The following is a 14,683-nucleotide window of genomic DNA, read 5'->3' as shown; positions in this document are numbered from 1 at the left end:
CTTTTCAGCTCACAAAAAAACGCCCGACCTTGGCAGGCCGGGCGTTTTTTTGAGCCCTGGAATCAGGACTGACTGGTTGGCGTCGATGGAGCTGGCGCGGCAGTCGGGGTCACAGCAGGGGTCGGCGCGGTAGCGGAGTTCGAGGTGCTTGCCGGCGTTACCGGGGTTGCCGGTTTGGCGGCAGCCACTGCTGGTTTGGGTGCGGCTGCTTTAGGAGCGGCCGGTTTTTTCACTGCTGGTTTCTTCGCCGCAGCAGGTTTTGCCGCTGGCTTGGCGGCCGGTTTGGCAGCAGCGGTTTTCGCTGCAGGCTTGGCGGCGGTTTTAGCAGCTGCCGGCTTGGCCGCTGGTTTGGCGGCGGCTGGCTTGGCGGCTGCAGTTTTTGCAGCAGGCTTGGCTGCCGCTTTGGCCAATGGCTTGGCCGCGGTTTTGGCGGCCGGCTTGGCTGCCGCGGTTTTCGCCGCAACAGGCGCAACCTTGGCACCGGTGAGTTTTTCGATTTGCTTGGTCAGGGTATCGACCTTGCTGTGCAGCGCCTTGACTTCATTGCGGCTCGGTACGCCCAAGCGCGAAATGGCGCTGTTCAGGCGCTTGTCGAAAGCCCCTTCAAGCTCATCCCACTTGCCCAATGCACGGTCTTTCACGCCGCTGATGCGCGACTTGGCCGAAGTAGCGGAGTCCTTGGCGGCGTCGACAGTCTTGCCAACAGCGCTCTTGGTGAGCTTCTCGGCTTTCTCGCCGTCTTTAACCAGTGAGTCGAAGAGCTTGCTGCCGTCAGTGTCGATCTTCGAGTACACACCCAAACCAGCAAGCCAGATCTTGCGGGAGTAGTCTTCGACTTTCCCGATCCACGAGCTGCCTTCTTTTTCGGTGTTCTTTTTACCAGCCATCCCGTTCTCCTTAAGATTTACGCGCGACGCGTTCGAGCAGTGCCGTCAGCTCATCGAGCTTGGCAGAGAGTGTCTCAACGTCATGTTTAGACGGAATGCCGATACGATTCAAGGTACTTGCGACACGCGAGTCGAACGCTCTCTCGACTTTGTCGAGCTGAACTTCGACCTTGCCTTTGAAAGTGCTGACTTCAGTCTTGGCTTCGTCGATCTCGGCATTGGCCGCTTCAAGCTTCTCGGCAACTACTTTTTTGCCTTTGGTTTCAACTGCTTGTCCAGCCTTGATCAGCTCTTGAAAGTACTCGCTACCCTCTTGGCCGACCTTGGTGTAGGCACCCAGGCCTGCCAGCCAGATCCGGCGTGCATAGGATTTGACGTCATGCAGAGCGGTCGTCGATGCGTCGATTTTTTTCTTCAAAATAACTTTGGCCATGGTGCACCTCACGCGCAGAAGGTTTGAGGAACTGCCCGCGAAAGTGTCGGGCTCAGGCACAAAGTAGGGAGAAAAATTAGAAACGGCACCCTAACAACTGACATGAACAGGTGGTGATCTCACCACTCACTGCAGGAGCAAGCTTGCTCGCGATGCAGGCACCTCGGTTTTCCAGATACACCGCGTAGATGCCATCGCGAGCAAGCTTGCTCCTACAAGATCGCGTGCCTTATGCCAGGGCTTTGTCCAGCGCCTTCTCGATCTCGGCTTTGATCATGCCGCTCATGGCCGACATCATCAGGCCCAACTCCACATCGACCTTGATCGAATCCTCGGTGACATGCACCGCACCTTTCACACCTGAACGCTTGAGGTTCAGGGTGTCGCCGGACCATTGCGGCTCCAGGCCATACTGATCCTGAAGTTTCTGCGCCAGCTTGTCGGCCTTCTCGCGCGCCGCTTCCTTACCCAGGCCGTGGGCCCGTTCAACACTAATATGGGCCATCGAATGACTCCTGCTTTATGAATGCCTGTTCGTTGAATCTTGACCGCTGCTGCGGCAAAACGTCCCGAGGGTGAACCATCTTACCTTCAGCCTTGCCAAGACAAAGCATGCCTTGGGGATTAGAATGTCGCGCATTCTCTTTTGGTGACAGCGATATGACTGATCAGCGCAAAGGCAACGACGCCGAACCCACCACTCACTTCGGCTTCAAAAACGTTCCGGAAAGCCAGAAAGCGGAAAAAGTCGCTGAGGTTTTCCACTCGGTGGCCGCCAAGTACGACCTGATGAACGACCTCCTGTCGGGCGGCATGCACCGTCTGTGGAAGCGTTTCGCGATCGAGCTGTCGGGTGTGCGTACGGGCAACCGGGTGCTGGACATCGCCGGCGGCACGGGCGACCTGACCCGCAAATTCTCGCACCTCGTGGGCCCGACCGGCCAGGTGGTGCTGGCCGACATCAACGAATCCATGCTCAAGGTCGGTCGTGATCGCCTGCTGGACCTGGGTGTGGCCGGCAACGTCGAGTTCGTCCAGGCCGATGCGGAAAAACTGCCGTTCCCGGACAACCATTTCGACTGCGTGACCATCGCCTTCGGCCTGCGCAACGTGACGCACAAGGAAGACGCCCTGCGCTCCATGCTGCGCGTGCTCAAGCCAGGCGGCCGCCTGCTGGTGCTGGAGTTCTCCAAGCCGACCAACGCGCTGATGTCCAAGGCCTACGACGCCTACTCGTTCGCCTTCATGCCGCTGATGGGCAAGCTGATCACCAACGACTCGGAAAGCTACCGCTACCTGGCCGAATCGATCCGCATGCACCCGAACCAGGAAACCCTGAAGTCGATGATGGTCGAGGCCGGTTTCGACCGCGTGACCTATCACAACATGACCGCAGGCATCGTCGCCCTGCACCGCGGCATCAAGCCCTGATGCTGCTCGCCGGCCTGCTCGCCAGCGTTGAACTCGGCCTGAACCGGGTGCTGCGCCTCGACAGCACGGCGCTGCCGCGACTGGCGCACTTGAGCGGCAGGGTGATTGCCGTCGACTGCCGCAGTCCGGCGTTGCAAGTGTTCATCCTGCCCAGCGATGAAGGCCTGATGCTCGCCTCCCAGTGGGAGACCGGCGCCGACTGCACCCTGCGTGCACCGGCTTCGAGCCTGCTGAAACTGGCCATGAGCAAGGACAAGACCGCGATCCTGCACAGCCCTGGAGTCGAACTCGACGGCGACAGCGGCGTGCTGCTGGAACTGGCGGCGATCCTTCAGGACCTGGAGCTGGACTGGGAGTACGAACTCTCGCGCTGGCTGGGACCTGTCGCCACTCAACTGGTCGGCGGTCATCTGCGCAGTCGGGCCCGCTGGTATCAGCAGGGGTTCGCCAGCCTGGGCCAGAACCTGGGCGAATACCTGGCCGAAGAGTCTCGCACCCTGGTCGGCCAGCGCGAAGCCGAAGCCCGATTCAGTGAACTGGACCAGATCAAAGTCGATCTGGAACGTCTCGAGGCGCGTTTCGAGCGCCTTTCCCGATCCCTCGACCCAAGCGATAACGCATGAAGCTGCTTGCCGTCCGCCGTTTGTTGCGCATCCAGCGCGTCGTGATCCGCTACCGCCTCGATGACCTGCTGTTCGCCCTGCCACTGCCCTGGTTTCTACGGGCTTTGCGTTATGGCCTGCCGTGGCGCTGGTTCCCGCGCAAGACCCTGGACCTGAGCCGTGGCGCGCGCCTGCGCCTGGCGTTGCAGGACCTGGGACCGATCTTCATCAAGTTCGGGCAGATCCTGTCCACCCGCCGCGACCTGCTGCCGGAAGACATCGCCGATGAGCTGATGATGTTGCAGGACCGCGTGCCGCCGTTCGACTCGCAGCTGTCGGTCAAGCTGATCGAAGAGCAGCTGGGCAAGAAAATCAGTGAAGTGTTCAGCCGCTTCGACGTCGAACCGCTGGCCTCGGCGTCGGTGGCCCAAGTGCACGCCGCGCAGCTGAAAACCGGCGAGGAAGTCGTGGTCAAGGTGATCCGCCCGGGCCTCAAGCCGGTGATTGCCCAGGACCTGGCGTGGCTGTTCATCCTCGCCCGCGCCGCCGAAAAACTCTCGGCCGATGCGCGCCTGCTGCACCCGGTGGACGTGGTCCAGGACTACGAAAAAACCATCTACGACGAACTCGACCTGCTGCGCGAAGCGGCCAACGCCAGCCAGTTGAAGCGCAACTTCGACGGTTCGCCACTACTGTACGTGCCACAAGTCTATTGGGACTGGTGCCGGCCGAAAGTGCTGGTGATGGAGCGCATCTACGGCATCCAGGTCACGGACCTCGCGACCCTGGCCGACCAGCGCACCGACATGAAAATGCTCGCCGAACGTGGCGTGGAGATCTTCTTCACCCAGGTCTTCCGCGACAGTTTCTTCCACGCCGACATGCACCCCGGCAACATCTTCGTCAGCACCGTCAGCCCATGGAGCCCGCAGTACATTGCGATCGACTGCGGCATCGTCGGCAGCCTGACCCCGCAAGACCAGGATTACCTGGCGCGCAACCTGTTCGCGTTCTTCAAGCGTGATTACCGGCGTGTGGCACAGCTGCACATCGATTCGGGCTGGGTGCCGGCGGAAACCAAACTCAACGAATTCGAAGCGGCGATCCGGACTGTCTGCGAACCGATCTTCGAAAAACCGTTAAAAGATATTTCATTCGGCCAGGTGCTGATGCGCCTGTTCCAGACGGCGCGCCGGTTCAACATGGAAGTGCAGCCGCAGCTTGTCCTGTTGCAGAAAACCCTGTTGAACATCGAAGGCCTGGGTCGTCAGCTGTACCCGGACCTCGACCTGTGGAATACCGCGCAACCCTTCCTCGAACGCTGGATGCGCGAACGCGTCAGTCCCAAAGCCCTGCTCGGCAACGTGCAGAGCCAGTTCGAGCAGTTGCCGCACCTGGCCAACATGGCCCGCGACCTGCTCGAACGCATGTCCCACCCGCACGCCTACGACCCACCGCCACCCTGGCATCGACGCCGGGACGACTGGTTCCTGCGCCTGCTTGGCACGGCGCACCTGGCCGGTGGGGCGATCCTCGCTGTGGGCGGGCCGTTGAACGAGCTGGCCTACTGGCCGGCGGGCATCATGATGGCCGTCGGCTTGTATCTGGTCGTTCGCCGATAGCCAGTTGTGCTGCGCACTGGCACACTGTTTCAACGTTGAGCCTGACTAATGAAGTGTCGGGCTCGCTGTCGGAGTCGAAGATGAAAAACTGGCTGGACGAGATCAAATGGGATGCCGACGGCCTGGTGCCGGCGATTGCCCAGGACCACAAGACCGGGCGCGTCCTGATGATGGCCTGGATGAACCGCGAAGCACTGGAACTGACGGCAGCCGAGAACCGCGCCATCTACTGGTCGCGCTCGCGTGGCAAGCTTTGGCGCAAGGGCGAAGAGTCCGGCCACGTGCAGACCCTGCACGAGATGCGCCTGGACTGCGACGCCGACGTGATCATCCTGATGGTCGAACAGATCGGCGACATCGCCTGTCATACCGGCCGCCAGAGCTGCTTCTACCGCGTCTACGAGAACGGCGACTGGACAACCGTCGACCCGGTCCTGAAAGATCCGCACGCCATCTATTCCGCAGGACACAAACATGAGTGACACTCTGACCCGTCTGGCCCAGGTGCTGGAAGAGCGCAAAGGCGCCGCCGCCGACAGCTCGTACGTCGCCAGCCTGTACCACAAGGGCTTGAACAAGATTCTGGAAAAAGTCGGCGAAGAGTCGGTCGAGACCATCATTGCCGCCAAGGACGCCGCCATCAGTGGCGACTGCAGCGATGTGATCTACGAAACCGCCGATTTGTGGTTCCACAGCATGGTCATGCTCGCCCAATTGGGGCAGCATCCCCAGGCTGTACTCGATGAACTGGACCGTCGCTTCGGTCTGTCCGGACACGCCGAGAAAGCCTCGCGCCCGTCCGCCTGAATAACTATTAGAGAGGAGCTGCAGCATGGGCATTTTTGACTGGAAACACTGGATCGTCATCCTGGTCGTCGTGGTACTGGTATTCGGCACCAAGAAACTGAAAAACCTCGGCACCGACGTCGGCGAGTCGATCAAGGGCTTCAAGAAAGCCATGAACGACGACGAGAAACCGGCCGAGCCAACCGTGACCCCGGCCCAACCGGTGCCGCCGGTTCAGCCTCAGGCTTCGGTGAACCAGCCGCACACCATCGACGTGCAGGCGCAGAAAGTCGAAGAGCCGATCCGCAAAGACGTGTGAGCACTGACTAATGTTTGGTATCAGCTTCTCTGAACTGCTGCTCGTCGGCCTCGTCGCCTTGCTGGTGCTGGGCCCCGAGCGCCTGCCGGGCGCTGCGCGCACCGCCGGCCTGTGGGTCGGGCGCCTCAAGCGCAGCTTCAATGCGATCAAACAGGAAGTTGAACGTGAAATCGGTGCCGACGAAATCCGTCGGCAACTGCACAACGAGCACATCCTGTCGCTTGAACAGGAGGCCCGCAAGATCTTCTCGCCGACCCAGCAGCAGCCGACGCCAGTCGAGCCTGTGGCCACGCAGGCGGTTGATGCGCCTGTCGTGGAATCTGCGCCTGTCGCAGCTGCACCGATCGAAGCCGCGCCTGTCGCAGCGACGCCGGTCGCCCCCGTTACACCCGCGGCTGCGCCCGTTGCGCCGGCCCCTCATGACCCAACACTGCCGCCGCGAGCCCCATGAGCGATCTTCCTGAAAACGACCAGCACATGCCGCTGGTTTCGCACCTCACCGAGTTGCGTACCCGCCTGCTGCGCTGCGTAGCAGCGATCTTCATCATCTTTGCCGGGCTGTTCGCCTTCACCCAGCAGATCTACACCTTCGTCTCGACACCGCTGCGCGCATACCTGCCAGCCGGCGCGACGATGATCGCCACCGATGTGTCGTCGCCGTTCCTGACGCCACTGAAGCTGACCATGATGGTGTCGCTGTTCCTGGCGATCCCGGTGATCCTGCACCAGATCTGGGGTTTCATCGCACCGGGCCTGTACAAGCACGAGAAGCGCATCGCCGTGCCCTTGCTGTGCTCGAGCATCGTGCTGTTCTACGCCGGCATGGCGTTCGCCTATTTCCTGGTATTCCCGTTGATCTTCAAATTCTTCGCCGCCGCCACCCCGGCCGGCGTGGAAATGATGACCGACATCACCAGCTACCTCGATTTCGTCATGACGCTGTTCTTCGCCTTCGGCGTGGCGTTCGAAATTCCGGTGGCCGTGGTGCTGCTGGTGTGGATCGGCGTGGTCGACGTCAAGTACCTGAAGAAAATCCGCCCGTACGTGATCATCGGCTGCTTCGTGGTCGGCATGATCCTGACCCCGCCGGACATCTTCTCGCAGACCCTGCTGGCGGTACCGATGTGGCTGCTGTTCGAGATCGGCATCCTGTTTGGCAGCCTGATCAGCAAGCGTGGTGAGCACCCGGACGACCAGACTGCCGACGATCACAACGACCAGCCGCCTGCGACCCAACCGTGAACCTGCTGCTTCTTGAAGACGCCGACTTCATTGCGGCCGACCGGGTGGTCCTGCGTGATCGCCGGTTGACCCACATGCAGGAAGTCCATCGCTGCGAAGTCGGTGACAGCATGCGAGTCGGCCGCATCGGTGGCTTGATGGGCTCGGCCGAGGTCCTGCGCCTGGACGCTACCGAGGCGGAACTGCGCGTCACCCTCGACCAGCCTCCGCCCGCCAAGCTGCCGTTGACCCTGGTCCTGGCCCTGCCGCGGCCCAAGATGCTGCGCAGGGTGTTCCAGACCGTCGCGGCCATGGGTGTGCCACGTGTCGTGCTGGTGAACAGCTATCGCGTCGAGAAGAGCTTCTGGCAGACGCCGTTCCTGGAGCCCGAGGCCATTCGCGAGCAATTGATCCTTGGCCTCGAACAGGCCAGGGACAGCGTCTTGCCACAAGTGGTGATCGAGAAGCGCTTCAAGCCGTTCGTCGAAGACCGCCTGCCTGCCATCACCGAGGGCACCCTCGGCCTGGTTGGTCATCCAGGCCAATATCCGCCCTGCCCCCGCGCCCCGAGCGAGCCGGTGACCCTGGCCATCGGCCCGGAGGGCGGCTGGATCCCCTACGAGATCGACTTGCTGGGCAAATCCGGCCTGCAACCTGTGCAGTTGGGCGAGCGCATCCTGCGCGTGGAAACTGCCGTCACGGCACTGCTGGCACGCCTCTTCTAGCCATATCGCGATTCCTGTAGGAGCGAGCTTGCTCGCGAAGGACGTGACGGCGCCGCGCTCATTCAGAAAGCCCTCGTCATCGTTAACGTCCATCGCGAACAAGCTTGCTCCTACAGAATGCTCCCCGCCTGCCGATACACCTCCCATGAAACCAATGTGTGGTCCAAGGGAGTTGCAGCATGTACCAATGGCTGGCCGATAAACTGGGTAACGTGAGCGTGAACCGCAAGCTGGGCGTCGGCTTCGGTCTTGTGCTGCTGCTGACGATGCTGATCACCTTCACCGGCTGGACCGGCCTGAGTGACGTCACCCGTCGCGGTGATACGCTGGGGTTCATCTCCGAGATCAACGGGATGACCAAGGACCTGCGCATCGCCCGCCTGGATTACGAAATGCGTCGCGGCGAACAAGGCCCCGGCGCCGTCAGTAATTTGCTGGGCAAGCTCGACACCAGCCTGCAAGCGGCTCGCAAGATGATCGAGCAACCCGCCGACGTGACCATGATCGACCAGCAACTGGCCGCCGTCAGCCAATACAAGCAAGCCTTCGCCACCCTGACCCAGGTCAGCGCCAGCCGCGAAGACGCCCGTAGCAAACTGGGCGCCACCGCCGACAATGCCGTGGCCAAAGTCGCCGAAGTCGAAAAATCCATGCTGCAAGGCGACAGCGTCGCGCAGTTCAACAGCGTGATCGACCTGAGCAAGCTGATCCAGCAAGCGCGCTTCCAGGTGCGTGGCTACACCTACAGCGGCAAGGCCGAGGCCGAGCAGCCGGCGCTGGACGCCATCGACAACGCCCTGAAATATCTGCAAGGCCTGCCGTCGCAGCTGCCGGAACAACACATCGGTAACCTGCAGCAAGCGACCGACTCGCTCAAGGCTTACCGCGCCGCGGTCAGCCAGTACCGTGATTCCCAGACCGCCAGCGCCGACGCCTTCAAACGCATGGCCGCCCAGGGCGAAATCCTGCTTGAGGTCAGCAACAAGCTCACCGCCTCGCAAACCCTGGTGCGCGATACCGACGTAGCGCACGCCAAGAACATGTTGTTGCTGGCCACCGTCCTGGCGCTGGCCTTTGGCCTGTTAGCCGCCTGGGCCATCACCCGGCAGATCGTGATCCCGCTGAACCAGACCCTCAAGGCGGCCGAGCGCATCGCGGCCGGCGACCTGACCCACAACCTGCTCTCACAACGCCAGGACGAACTTGGCCAGCTGCAACGGGCCATCCAGAGCATGACCCTGGGCTTGCGCGAACTGATCGGCGGCATCAGCGATGGCGTTACACAAATTGCCAGCGCCGCCGAGGAACTGTCCGCCGTCACCGAGCAAACCAGCGCTGGCGTCACCAGCCAGAAGGTCGAGACCGACCAGGTGGCCACCGCCATGAATGAAATGACCGCTACCGTGCAGGAAGTCGCGCGTAACGCCGAGGAGGCCTCCGAGGCCGCCGTCGCCGCCGATCAACAGGCCCGCGAAGGTGACAAGGTGGTGGGCGAAGCCATCGCCCAGATCGAGCGTCTGGCCGTGGAAGTGGGTCACTCCACGGAAGCCATGGGCGAACTCAAGCGCGAAAGCGACAAGATCGGCAGCGTGCTCGACGTGATCAAGTCCGTCGCCCAGCAAACCAACCTGCTGGCCCTCAACGCCGCTATCGAAGCGGCCCGTGCCGGCGAGGCCGGGCGTGGTTTTGCCGTGGTCGCCGATGAAGTGCGCAGCCTGGCGCAACGCACGCAGAAATCCACCGAAGAGATCGAAGAGCTGATCGTCGGCCTGCAGAACGGCACCCAGCAAGTGGCGACCATCATGGACAACAGTCGCGCCCTGACCGACAGCAGCGTGGAACTGACCCGCCGCGCCGGCGGCTCACTTGCGAACATCACCCGCACGGTGTCGGCGATCCAGGCAATGAACCAGCAGATTGCCGCCGCCGCAGAGCAGCAGAGCGCCGTGGCCGAAGAGATCAACCGCAGCGTGCTGAACGTGCGCGATGTGTCGGATCAGACGTCGGCGGCGAGTGAAGAGACGGCGGCGTCCAGCATTGAGCTGGCGCGGTTGGGGACGCATTTGCAGATGCTGGTGGGCAAGTTCAAGGTTTGAGGTGATTGATGTGCATCGGTTCGCTATGGACCGAGGTGACGCAATCCACCGAAAACGAGAAAAGCCCTGCTGGCGTGAACCTGCAGGGCTTTTCGGTCAGGCTGACCCCGCCGTCAAGCGGGGCTTTTCATCAGGCCGGCTGGGCCTGAACGCTCAGCGGCTGCAGCGGCAACAGCGGTGCATGCGGATCGGCCTGGACCGATTTGCGCCACGCGCCCAGCCACTCGGGGTGACCTTCGCTCCAGATCTGCTCATGCAAGCGAGCCAATGCCACCGGATCGCTCAGCAGCTGCACACGCTCATTGTTGGACAGTCCTTCAGGCCCGACTTTCATGGCGTGGCGGACCCGCTCGACCCGTAGCCATTCGATCGGCTCGGCCTCACGGTGGCGCGAGGTAGCCAGCGAGCAGGCCAGGGCGTTCTGCTGTGGATCGACCACCGCACGGACAAAGCCGTCGTTCAGCGCATGCCAGCGGTTTTCATGGGTGTACTGGTCGGTTGCCAACAACGCCTGTGGCGGATTGTATTCTTCAGGAATCAGGAACAGGCTCTCGTCACGGGACTTGAGGCCCAGGCCGACGCGGCTGGAAATCACCGACACCGGGATCGACAGCATCAGCGAACCGACAATCGGTACCAGCCACCACAGGAAGCTCGGGTTCAGCCAGATCACCAGCAGTGCCCAGAAGAACCCCAGCAAGGTCTGCGGACCGTGGCGCTTGACCGCTTCGCTCCATGGCGTGGAGTCGTCGTCACGTTGCGGCGAATTCCAGGTCGCGGCCCAGCCGAGGAACGCGGCGAGCACGAAACGGGTATGGAAAATCATCCGCACCGGCGCCAGCAGCATGGAGAACAGCATTTCCAGCAGCATGGACAGCGTCACCTTGAACTTGCCGCCGAACTCTTTTGCGCCCTTGGCCCATATCAGGATGATGCTCAACAGTTTCGGCAGGAACAGCAGCACGACCGTGGTCGAGAACAGCGCGATCGCCTTGTCCGGGTGCCATTGTGGCCACAATGGGTAAAGCTGGCGCGGTTCGAGGAAGTACTGCGGCTCCATCAGCGTATTGACTGCCAGCAGCGCGGTCGACAGCACCAGGAAGAAGAACCACAACGGTGCTGACAGGTAGGACATCACGCCAGTCAGGAACACCGCACGGTGCACCGGGTGCATGCCCTTGACCAGGAACAGGCGGAAGTTCATCAGGTTGCCGTGGCACCAGCGACGGTCGCGCTTGAGTTCGTCCAGCAGGTTCGGTGGCAGTTCTTCATAGCTGCCCGGCAAGTCGTAGGCAATCCAAACGCCCCAACCGGCACGGCGCATCAGCGCGGCTTCGACGAAGTCGTGGGACAGGATCGCACCGGCGAACGCACCTTTACCCGGCAACGGCGCCAGGGCGCAGTGCTCGATGAACGGCTTCATGCGGATGATCGCGTTGTGGCCCCAGTAGTGGGATTCGCCCAACTGCCAGAAGTGCAGGCCGGCGGTGAACAGCGGACCGTAGACGCGGGTGGCGAACTGCTGCATGCGTGCATACAGGGTGTCCATTCCCGACGCGCGCGGCGCGGTCTGGATGATCCCGGCGTCCGGCGTGGCTTCCATCAGGCGCACCAGGCTGGTCAGGCACTCGCCGCTCATCACCGAGTCGGCGTCGAGCACGACCATGTACTTGTAGTCACCGCCCCAGCGACGGCAGAAGTCGTCGAGGTTGCCGCTCTTGCGTTTCACACGGCGACGGCGGCGGCGATAGAAGATCTTGCCGAAGCCCTTGGCTTCGCGGCAGACGTCCAGCCAGGCCTGTTGCTCGGCGACGCAGATATCCGCGTCGTTACTGTCGCTGAGGACGAAGAAATCGAAGCGATCGAGGTCACCGGTGGCCGCGACCGACTCGAAGGTCGCGCGCAGGCCGGCGAACACCCGAGGCACATCTTCGTTACAGATCGGCATTACCAGTGCGGTGCGCGCGTCCTTCGGAATAGGCTCGTTGCCGGCGCTTTTACCGGAGATGCGGTATTTATCGTGACCGGTGAGCAACTCGAGGAAGCCCATCAGCGCGGTCCAGAAACCCGCCGAGACCCAGCAGAACAAAATCCCGAACAGGATCAGGATGCTGGTCTGCAAGGCGTACGGCAGCACTTGCGTGGCGGTTTGCAGCAACGGTTGGTGCAGGACTTCTTCGAGGTCGACGAACGACCAGCCCTGGTACGGCATGAGGCCTTTCATGAACCAGCCGGCGACGATGGTCTGGCCGAGCATCAGTACCAGCAGAATGTAGCGACGGATCGAACCGACCGTGCGCCAGCGCGCCGCCGGCAGGACGTTCTCATCCTTCGGTGGCTTTGGCGGGTTGGTGCGCCCGGTCAGGCGACGCCAGCCACGCACCAGGATATTGGTACGCCACGGTTCCGGCACGACCTTGGTCCGGCGAATCGGCGGGGTCGCCTTGAGGACGACCCGACCACTGACGTCGAGCGCCAGCATTTCGGCGTCCTGCAACTCTTCGGCGGTGCTCAAGGTCAGGCGCTTGCCCACCGAGGCCTGCGCGGCCTCGGTCGGGGCGTCGAATGTGGAAGACGACAGACGCTCGTGCAATTCGCTGAAGGACTGGCAGCCCGCGAGTTCCGCGCGCTGCTGGTCGGTCATCGGTAGATGCGCCAGATACTCGGAAAGCGTCTCTGGCTGTACTTGAGAATTACTCATCGGCAGGCAACTGGTAGCTCCAGGTCTCGGTCAGGACTTCTTCAGTCGGTGCCGATTCCGGTGTGGCTGGGGCCGCGTCGGCAGCGACAGGCTGCTTGGCGTCTTGGTTATTCGCCGTGTCCTTGGCATCTGCGACTGGCTTGGTCTCGGCCTGCTTGGCTTCGGCTGCCTTCGCTTCCTTGTCGACTTTTTCCTGCTGCTTGGCGGCGACCTTGTCGGCCTTGGCAACGGAAGAGGTGGACGCTGGAATCGAAGTCTTGGCCAGATCGGCAGGCACGATGTTCTGCACCAGTGCAGCACGCATCTCGGTGGATTTGCCCGGATCCTTGATCTTCATGCGCAGGGTCAGGCGCCAGCCCTTGGTTTCAGGGTTGTAGCGCACGCTGTTCTCGACCAGTTCGGCGTTTTCGCCGACGCTGACCTGACTGCGCACATCGGTATCCGGTGCCAGTGCCGCCAGGGACGGACCTTCGAAGTCCACCAGATAGGCAACGCTGCCGTCCGGCTGACGAATCAGGTTGGACTGCTTGACGTCACCGGTGGATTTCAGGGTCTGACTGACCCAGGCACTGTCCGGTGCGTGCAGCGCGGCTTCGTCCATGGTCCAGTGCATGCGATAGGCGAAGTCCAGCGGCTGGCCTGGCTCCGGCATGGTTTCCGGGCTCCAGAAAGCCACGATATTGTCGTTGGTTTCGTCAGCGGTCGGAATCTCTACCAGATCGACGGAGCCCTTGCCCCAGTCGCCCTTCGGTTCGATCCATGCGCTTGGGCGCTTGTCGTAGCGGTCGTCGAGGTCTTCGTAGTGGCTGAAGTCACGGCCACGTTGCAGCAAGCCAAAGCCACGCGGGTTCTCGACCGAGAAGTTGCTCACCGCCAGGTGTTTCGGGTTGTTCAGTGGACGCCAGATCCACTCGCCATTGCCGGCATGGATCGCCAGACCGCTGGAGTCGTGCAATTCGCGGCGATAGTTGAGCACTTTCGACGGCTGGTTGGCGCCGAACAGGAACATGCTGGTCAATGGCGCGATGCCCAGTTTGCCGACCTTGTCACGCAGGAACATCTGCGCCTTGACGTCGACAATGGTGTCGCTGCCCGGACGCAGGGTCAGGCGATAGGCACCGGTCGCCCGTGGCGAATCCAGCAGCGCGAAGATCACCAGGTGCTTGTCGCCCGGTTTCGGCTGTTGAATCCAGAACTCGCGAAAACGCGGGAATTCTTCGCCGGACGGCAAAGCGGTATCGATCGCCATGCCGCGAGCAGACAAACCGTAGACGTGACCCTTGCCGACAACGCGGAAGTAACTCGCACCGAGCATGGTCATGATTTCGTCTTGCTTGTCAGCCTTGTTGACCGGGTACAGGACACGGAAACCGGCATAACCGAGTTGTTCGGTGGCCTTTGGGTCGAACTTGACGTCACCGAAATCGAAACGACTTGGGTCGTACTTGATCTCTTCGACGGTGTTCGCCGTGATTTCGTTGATTTTCACCGGCGTATCGAAATGCATGCCCTGGTGATAGAACGACAGCTTGAACGGGGTCTTCTGGTCGGCCCATTCGGCTTTTTCGGTCAGGAAGCGAATTTTCTGATAGTCGGCGAATTTCATCTCGCGAAATTCGGTCGGCAGGTTACTGCGCGGCGCTTCGTACTTTTGCCCGGCCAGCTCTTTTGCCTTGACCGATACATCATCCAGACTGAATGCCCAAAGCTGGCCGGCGCTGAGCAGGCACAGCAGTGCCGAGCCCGCTACCAATGCGCTACGAAACCGTTTGGCAGTCAATTTTGGTGCGTTACAGGGACTAACAATCACGAGCAACCCTCGCCGAAAACAGATCAAAAAACCAACGGCCAGTTAAAGGG

General features: G+C 61.7%; 15 protein-coding genes and 1 pseudogene. 11 read left to right on the top strand and 5 right to left on the bottom strand.

Annotated elements, in window-relative coordinates; genetic code table 11:
- Positions 1–62 precede the first annotated feature (62 nt).
- From ACYP2Q_RS12940 to ACYP2Q_RS12930, 3 genes are all read right to left on the bottom strand, one after another.
- Positions 63–887, bottom strand: a complete 825-nt coding sequence (locus tag ACYP2Q_RS12940; RefSeq protein WP_459730806.1) for a phasin family protein — start codon at positions 885–887, stop codon at positions 63–65.
- Between the two features lie 10 nt (positions 888–897).
- Complete coding sequence (locus ACYP2Q_RS12935) at positions 898–1,320, bottom strand: phasin family protein (RefSeq protein ID WP_459730805.1); 423 nt, start codon at positions 1,318–1,320, stop codon at positions 898–900.
- A gap of 229 nt (positions 1,321–1,549) precedes the next feature.
- Positions 1,550–1,825 carry a polyhydroxyalkanoic acid system family protein gene (locus ACYP2Q_RS12930; protein ID WP_459730804.1) on the bottom strand — a complete coding sequence of 92 codons (276 nt, stop codon included), beginning with the start codon at positions 1,823–1,825 and terminating at the stop codon, positions 1,550–1,552.
- A 155-nt stretch (positions 1,826–1,980) separates the two neighbouring features.
- On the opposite strand from ACYP2Q_RS12930, the gene ubiE reads away from it, so the two are divergent.
- The 11 genes and pseudogenes from ubiE (at position 1,981) to ACYP2Q_RS12875 (ending at position 10,122) form a co-directional block, all read left to right on the top strand.
- Positions 1,981–2,751, top strand: a complete 771-nt coding sequence (gene ubiE, locus ACYP2Q_RS12925; RefSeq protein ID WP_033045331.1) for a bifunctional demethylmenaquinone methyltransferase/2-methoxy-6-polyprenyl-1,4-benzoquinol methylase UbiE — start codon at positions 1,981–1,983, stop codon at positions 2,749–2,751.
- Entirely contained in the window at positions 2,751–3,374 is a 624-nt protein-coding gene (locus ACYP2Q_RS12920; protein WP_459730803.1) for a ubiquinone biosynthesis accessory factor UbiJ, read from the top strand. The genes ubiE and ACYP2Q_RS12920 overlap by 1 nt, the downstream gene beginning before the upstream one ends.
- Positions 3,371–4,975 (top strand): ubiquinone biosynthesis regulatory protein kinase UbiB, encoded by a 1,605-nt coding sequence (gene ubiB / locus ACYP2Q_RS12915; protein WP_459730802.1) that lies wholly within the window; start codon positions 3,371–3,373, stop codon positions 4,973–4,975. Before ACYP2Q_RS12920 ends, ubiB begins: the two co-directional genes overlap by 4 nt.
- Before the next feature lie 80 nt (positions 4,976–5,055).
- Entirely contained in the window at positions 5,056–5,457 is a 402-nt protein-coding gene (gene hisI, locus ACYP2Q_RS12910; RefSeq protein WP_007989281.1) for a phosphoribosyl-AMP cyclohydrolase, read from the top strand.
- Positions 5,450–5,782 carry a phosphoribosyl-ATP diphosphatase gene (locus ACYP2Q_RS12905; protein ID WP_007899279.1) on the top strand — a complete coding sequence of 111 codons (333 nt, stop codon included), beginning with the start codon at positions 5,450–5,452 and terminating at the stop codon, positions 5,780–5,782. The genes hisI and ACYP2Q_RS12905 overlap by 8 nt, the downstream gene beginning before the upstream one ends.
- Before the next feature lie 25 nt (positions 5,783–5,807).
- Entirely contained in the window at positions 5,808–6,080 is a 273-nt protein-coding gene (locus ACYP2Q_RS12900; protein ID WP_459730801.1) for a twin-arginine translocase TatA/TatE family subunit, read from the top strand.
- A 10-nt stretch (positions 6,081–6,090) separates the two neighbouring features.
- Positions 6,091–6,531, top strand: coding sequence for a Sec-independent protein translocase protein TatB (gene tatB, locus ACYP2Q_RS12895; protein ID WP_459730800.1), 441 nt, complete (start codon positions 6,091–6,093; stop codon positions 6,529–6,531).
- On the top strand, positions 6,528–7,322 hold the full coding sequence (tatC, locus tag ACYP2Q_RS12890; RefSeq protein WP_459730799.1) for a twin-arginine translocase subunit TatC: 795 nt from the start codon (positions 6,528–6,530) through the stop codon (positions 7,320–7,322). The genes tatB and tatC overlap by 4 nt, the downstream gene beginning before the upstream one ends.
- Positions 7,319–8,026 (top strand): 16S rRNA (uracil(1498)-N(3))-methyltransferase, encoded by a 708-nt coding sequence (locus ACYP2Q_RS12885; protein ID WP_459730798.1) that lies wholly within the window; start codon positions 7,319–7,321, stop codon positions 8,024–8,026. Before tatC ends, ACYP2Q_RS12885 begins: the two co-directional genes overlap by 4 nt.
- Positions 8,027–8,205: 179 nt before the next feature.
- Positions 8,206–9,264, top strand: a pseudogene (locus tag ACYP2Q_RS12880) (methyl-accepting chemotaxis protein); the annotation flags it as partial.
- On the top strand, positions 9,259–10,122 hold the full coding sequence (locus tag ACYP2Q_RS12875; protein WP_459731040.1) for a methyl-accepting chemotaxis protein: 864 nt from the start codon (positions 9,259–9,261) through the stop codon (positions 10,120–10,122). The pseudogene ACYP2Q_RS12880 and the gene ACYP2Q_RS12875, both read left to right, overlap by 6 nt.
- A gap of 130 nt (positions 10,123–10,252) precedes the next feature.
- Here the strand turns inward: ACYP2Q_RS12875 and mdoH are convergent, their stop codons facing one another.
- Both mdoH and ACYP2Q_RS12865 read right to left on the bottom strand, forming a co-directional pair.
- Positions 10,253–12,823 (bottom strand): glucans biosynthesis glucosyltransferase MdoH, encoded by a 2,571-nt coding sequence (gene mdoH, locus ACYP2Q_RS12870; protein ID WP_459730797.1) that lies wholly within the window; start codon positions 12,821–12,823, stop codon positions 10,253–10,255.
- Complete coding sequence (locus tag ACYP2Q_RS12865; RefSeq protein WP_459730796.1) at positions 12,816–14,633, bottom strand: glucan biosynthesis protein G; 1,818 nt, start codon at positions 14,631–14,633, stop codon at positions 12,816–12,818. Before ACYP2Q_RS12865 ends, mdoH begins: the two co-directional genes overlap by 8 nt.
- Between the last annotated feature and the right edge of the window lie 50 nt (positions 14,634–14,683).

The sequence above is a fragment of the Pseudomonas sp. MHK4 genome (genome assembly GCF_054600775.1).
Note: the sequence above shows the minus strand (reverse complement) of the source record. Positions and strands in the feature narration are given on the sequence as shown.

What these genes read in the sequence shown, in the direction of transcription:
- ACYP2Q_RS12930 (WP_459730804.1), bottom strand. Translation starts at nt 1,825, where the DNA reads ATGGCCCATATTAGTGTTGAACGGGCCCACGGCCTGGGTAAGGAAGCG.
- mdoH (WP_459730797.1), bottom strand. Translation starts at nt 12,823, where the DNA reads ATGAGTAATTCTCAAGTACAGCCAGAGACGCTTTCCGAGTATCTGGCG.
- ubiB (WP_459730802.1), top strand. Translation starts at nt 3,371, where the DNA reads ATGAAGCTGCTTGCCGTCCGCCGTTTGTTGCGCATCCAGCGCGTCGTG.
- ACYP2Q_RS12875 (WP_459731040.1), top strand. Translation starts at nt 9,259, where the DNA reads ATGACCCTGGGCTTGCGCGAACTGATCGGCGGCATCAGCGATGGCGTT.
- ACYP2Q_RS12920 (WP_459730803.1), top strand. Translation starts at nt 2,751, where the DNA reads ATGCTGCTCGCCGGCCTGCTCGCCAGCGTTGAACTCGGCCTGAACCGG.
- ubiE (WP_033045331.1), top strand. Translation starts at nt 1,981, where the DNA reads ATGACTGATCAGCGCAAAGGCAACGACGCCGAACCCACCACTCACTTC.
- ACYP2Q_RS12940 (WP_459730806.1), bottom strand. Translation starts at nt 887, where the DNA reads ATGGCTGGTAAAAAGAACACCGAAAAAGAAGGCAGCTCGTGGATCGGG.
- tatC (WP_459730799.1), top strand. Translation starts at nt 6,528, where the DNA reads ATGAGCGATCTTCCTGAAAACGACCAGCACATGCCGCTGGTTTCGCAC.
- ACYP2Q_RS12935 (WP_459730805.1), bottom strand. Translation starts at nt 1,320, where the DNA reads ATGGCCAAAGTTATTTTGAAGAAAAAAATCGACGCATCGACGACCGCT.
- tatB (WP_459730800.1), top strand. Translation starts at nt 6,091, where the DNA reads ATGTTTGGTATCAGCTTCTCTGAACTGCTGCTCGTCGGCCTCGTCGCC.
- ACYP2Q_RS12905 (WP_007899279.1), top strand. Translation starts at nt 5,450, where the DNA reads ATGAGTGACACTCTGACCCGTCTGGCCCAGGTGCTGGAAGAGCGCAAA.
- hisI (WP_007989281.1), top strand. Translation starts at nt 5,056, where the DNA reads ATGAAAAACTGGCTGGACGAGATCAAATGGGATGCCGACGGCCTGGTG.
- ACYP2Q_RS12900 (WP_459730801.1), top strand. Translation starts at nt 5,808, where the DNA reads ATGGGCATTTTTGACTGGAAACACTGGATCGTCATCCTGGTCGTCGTG.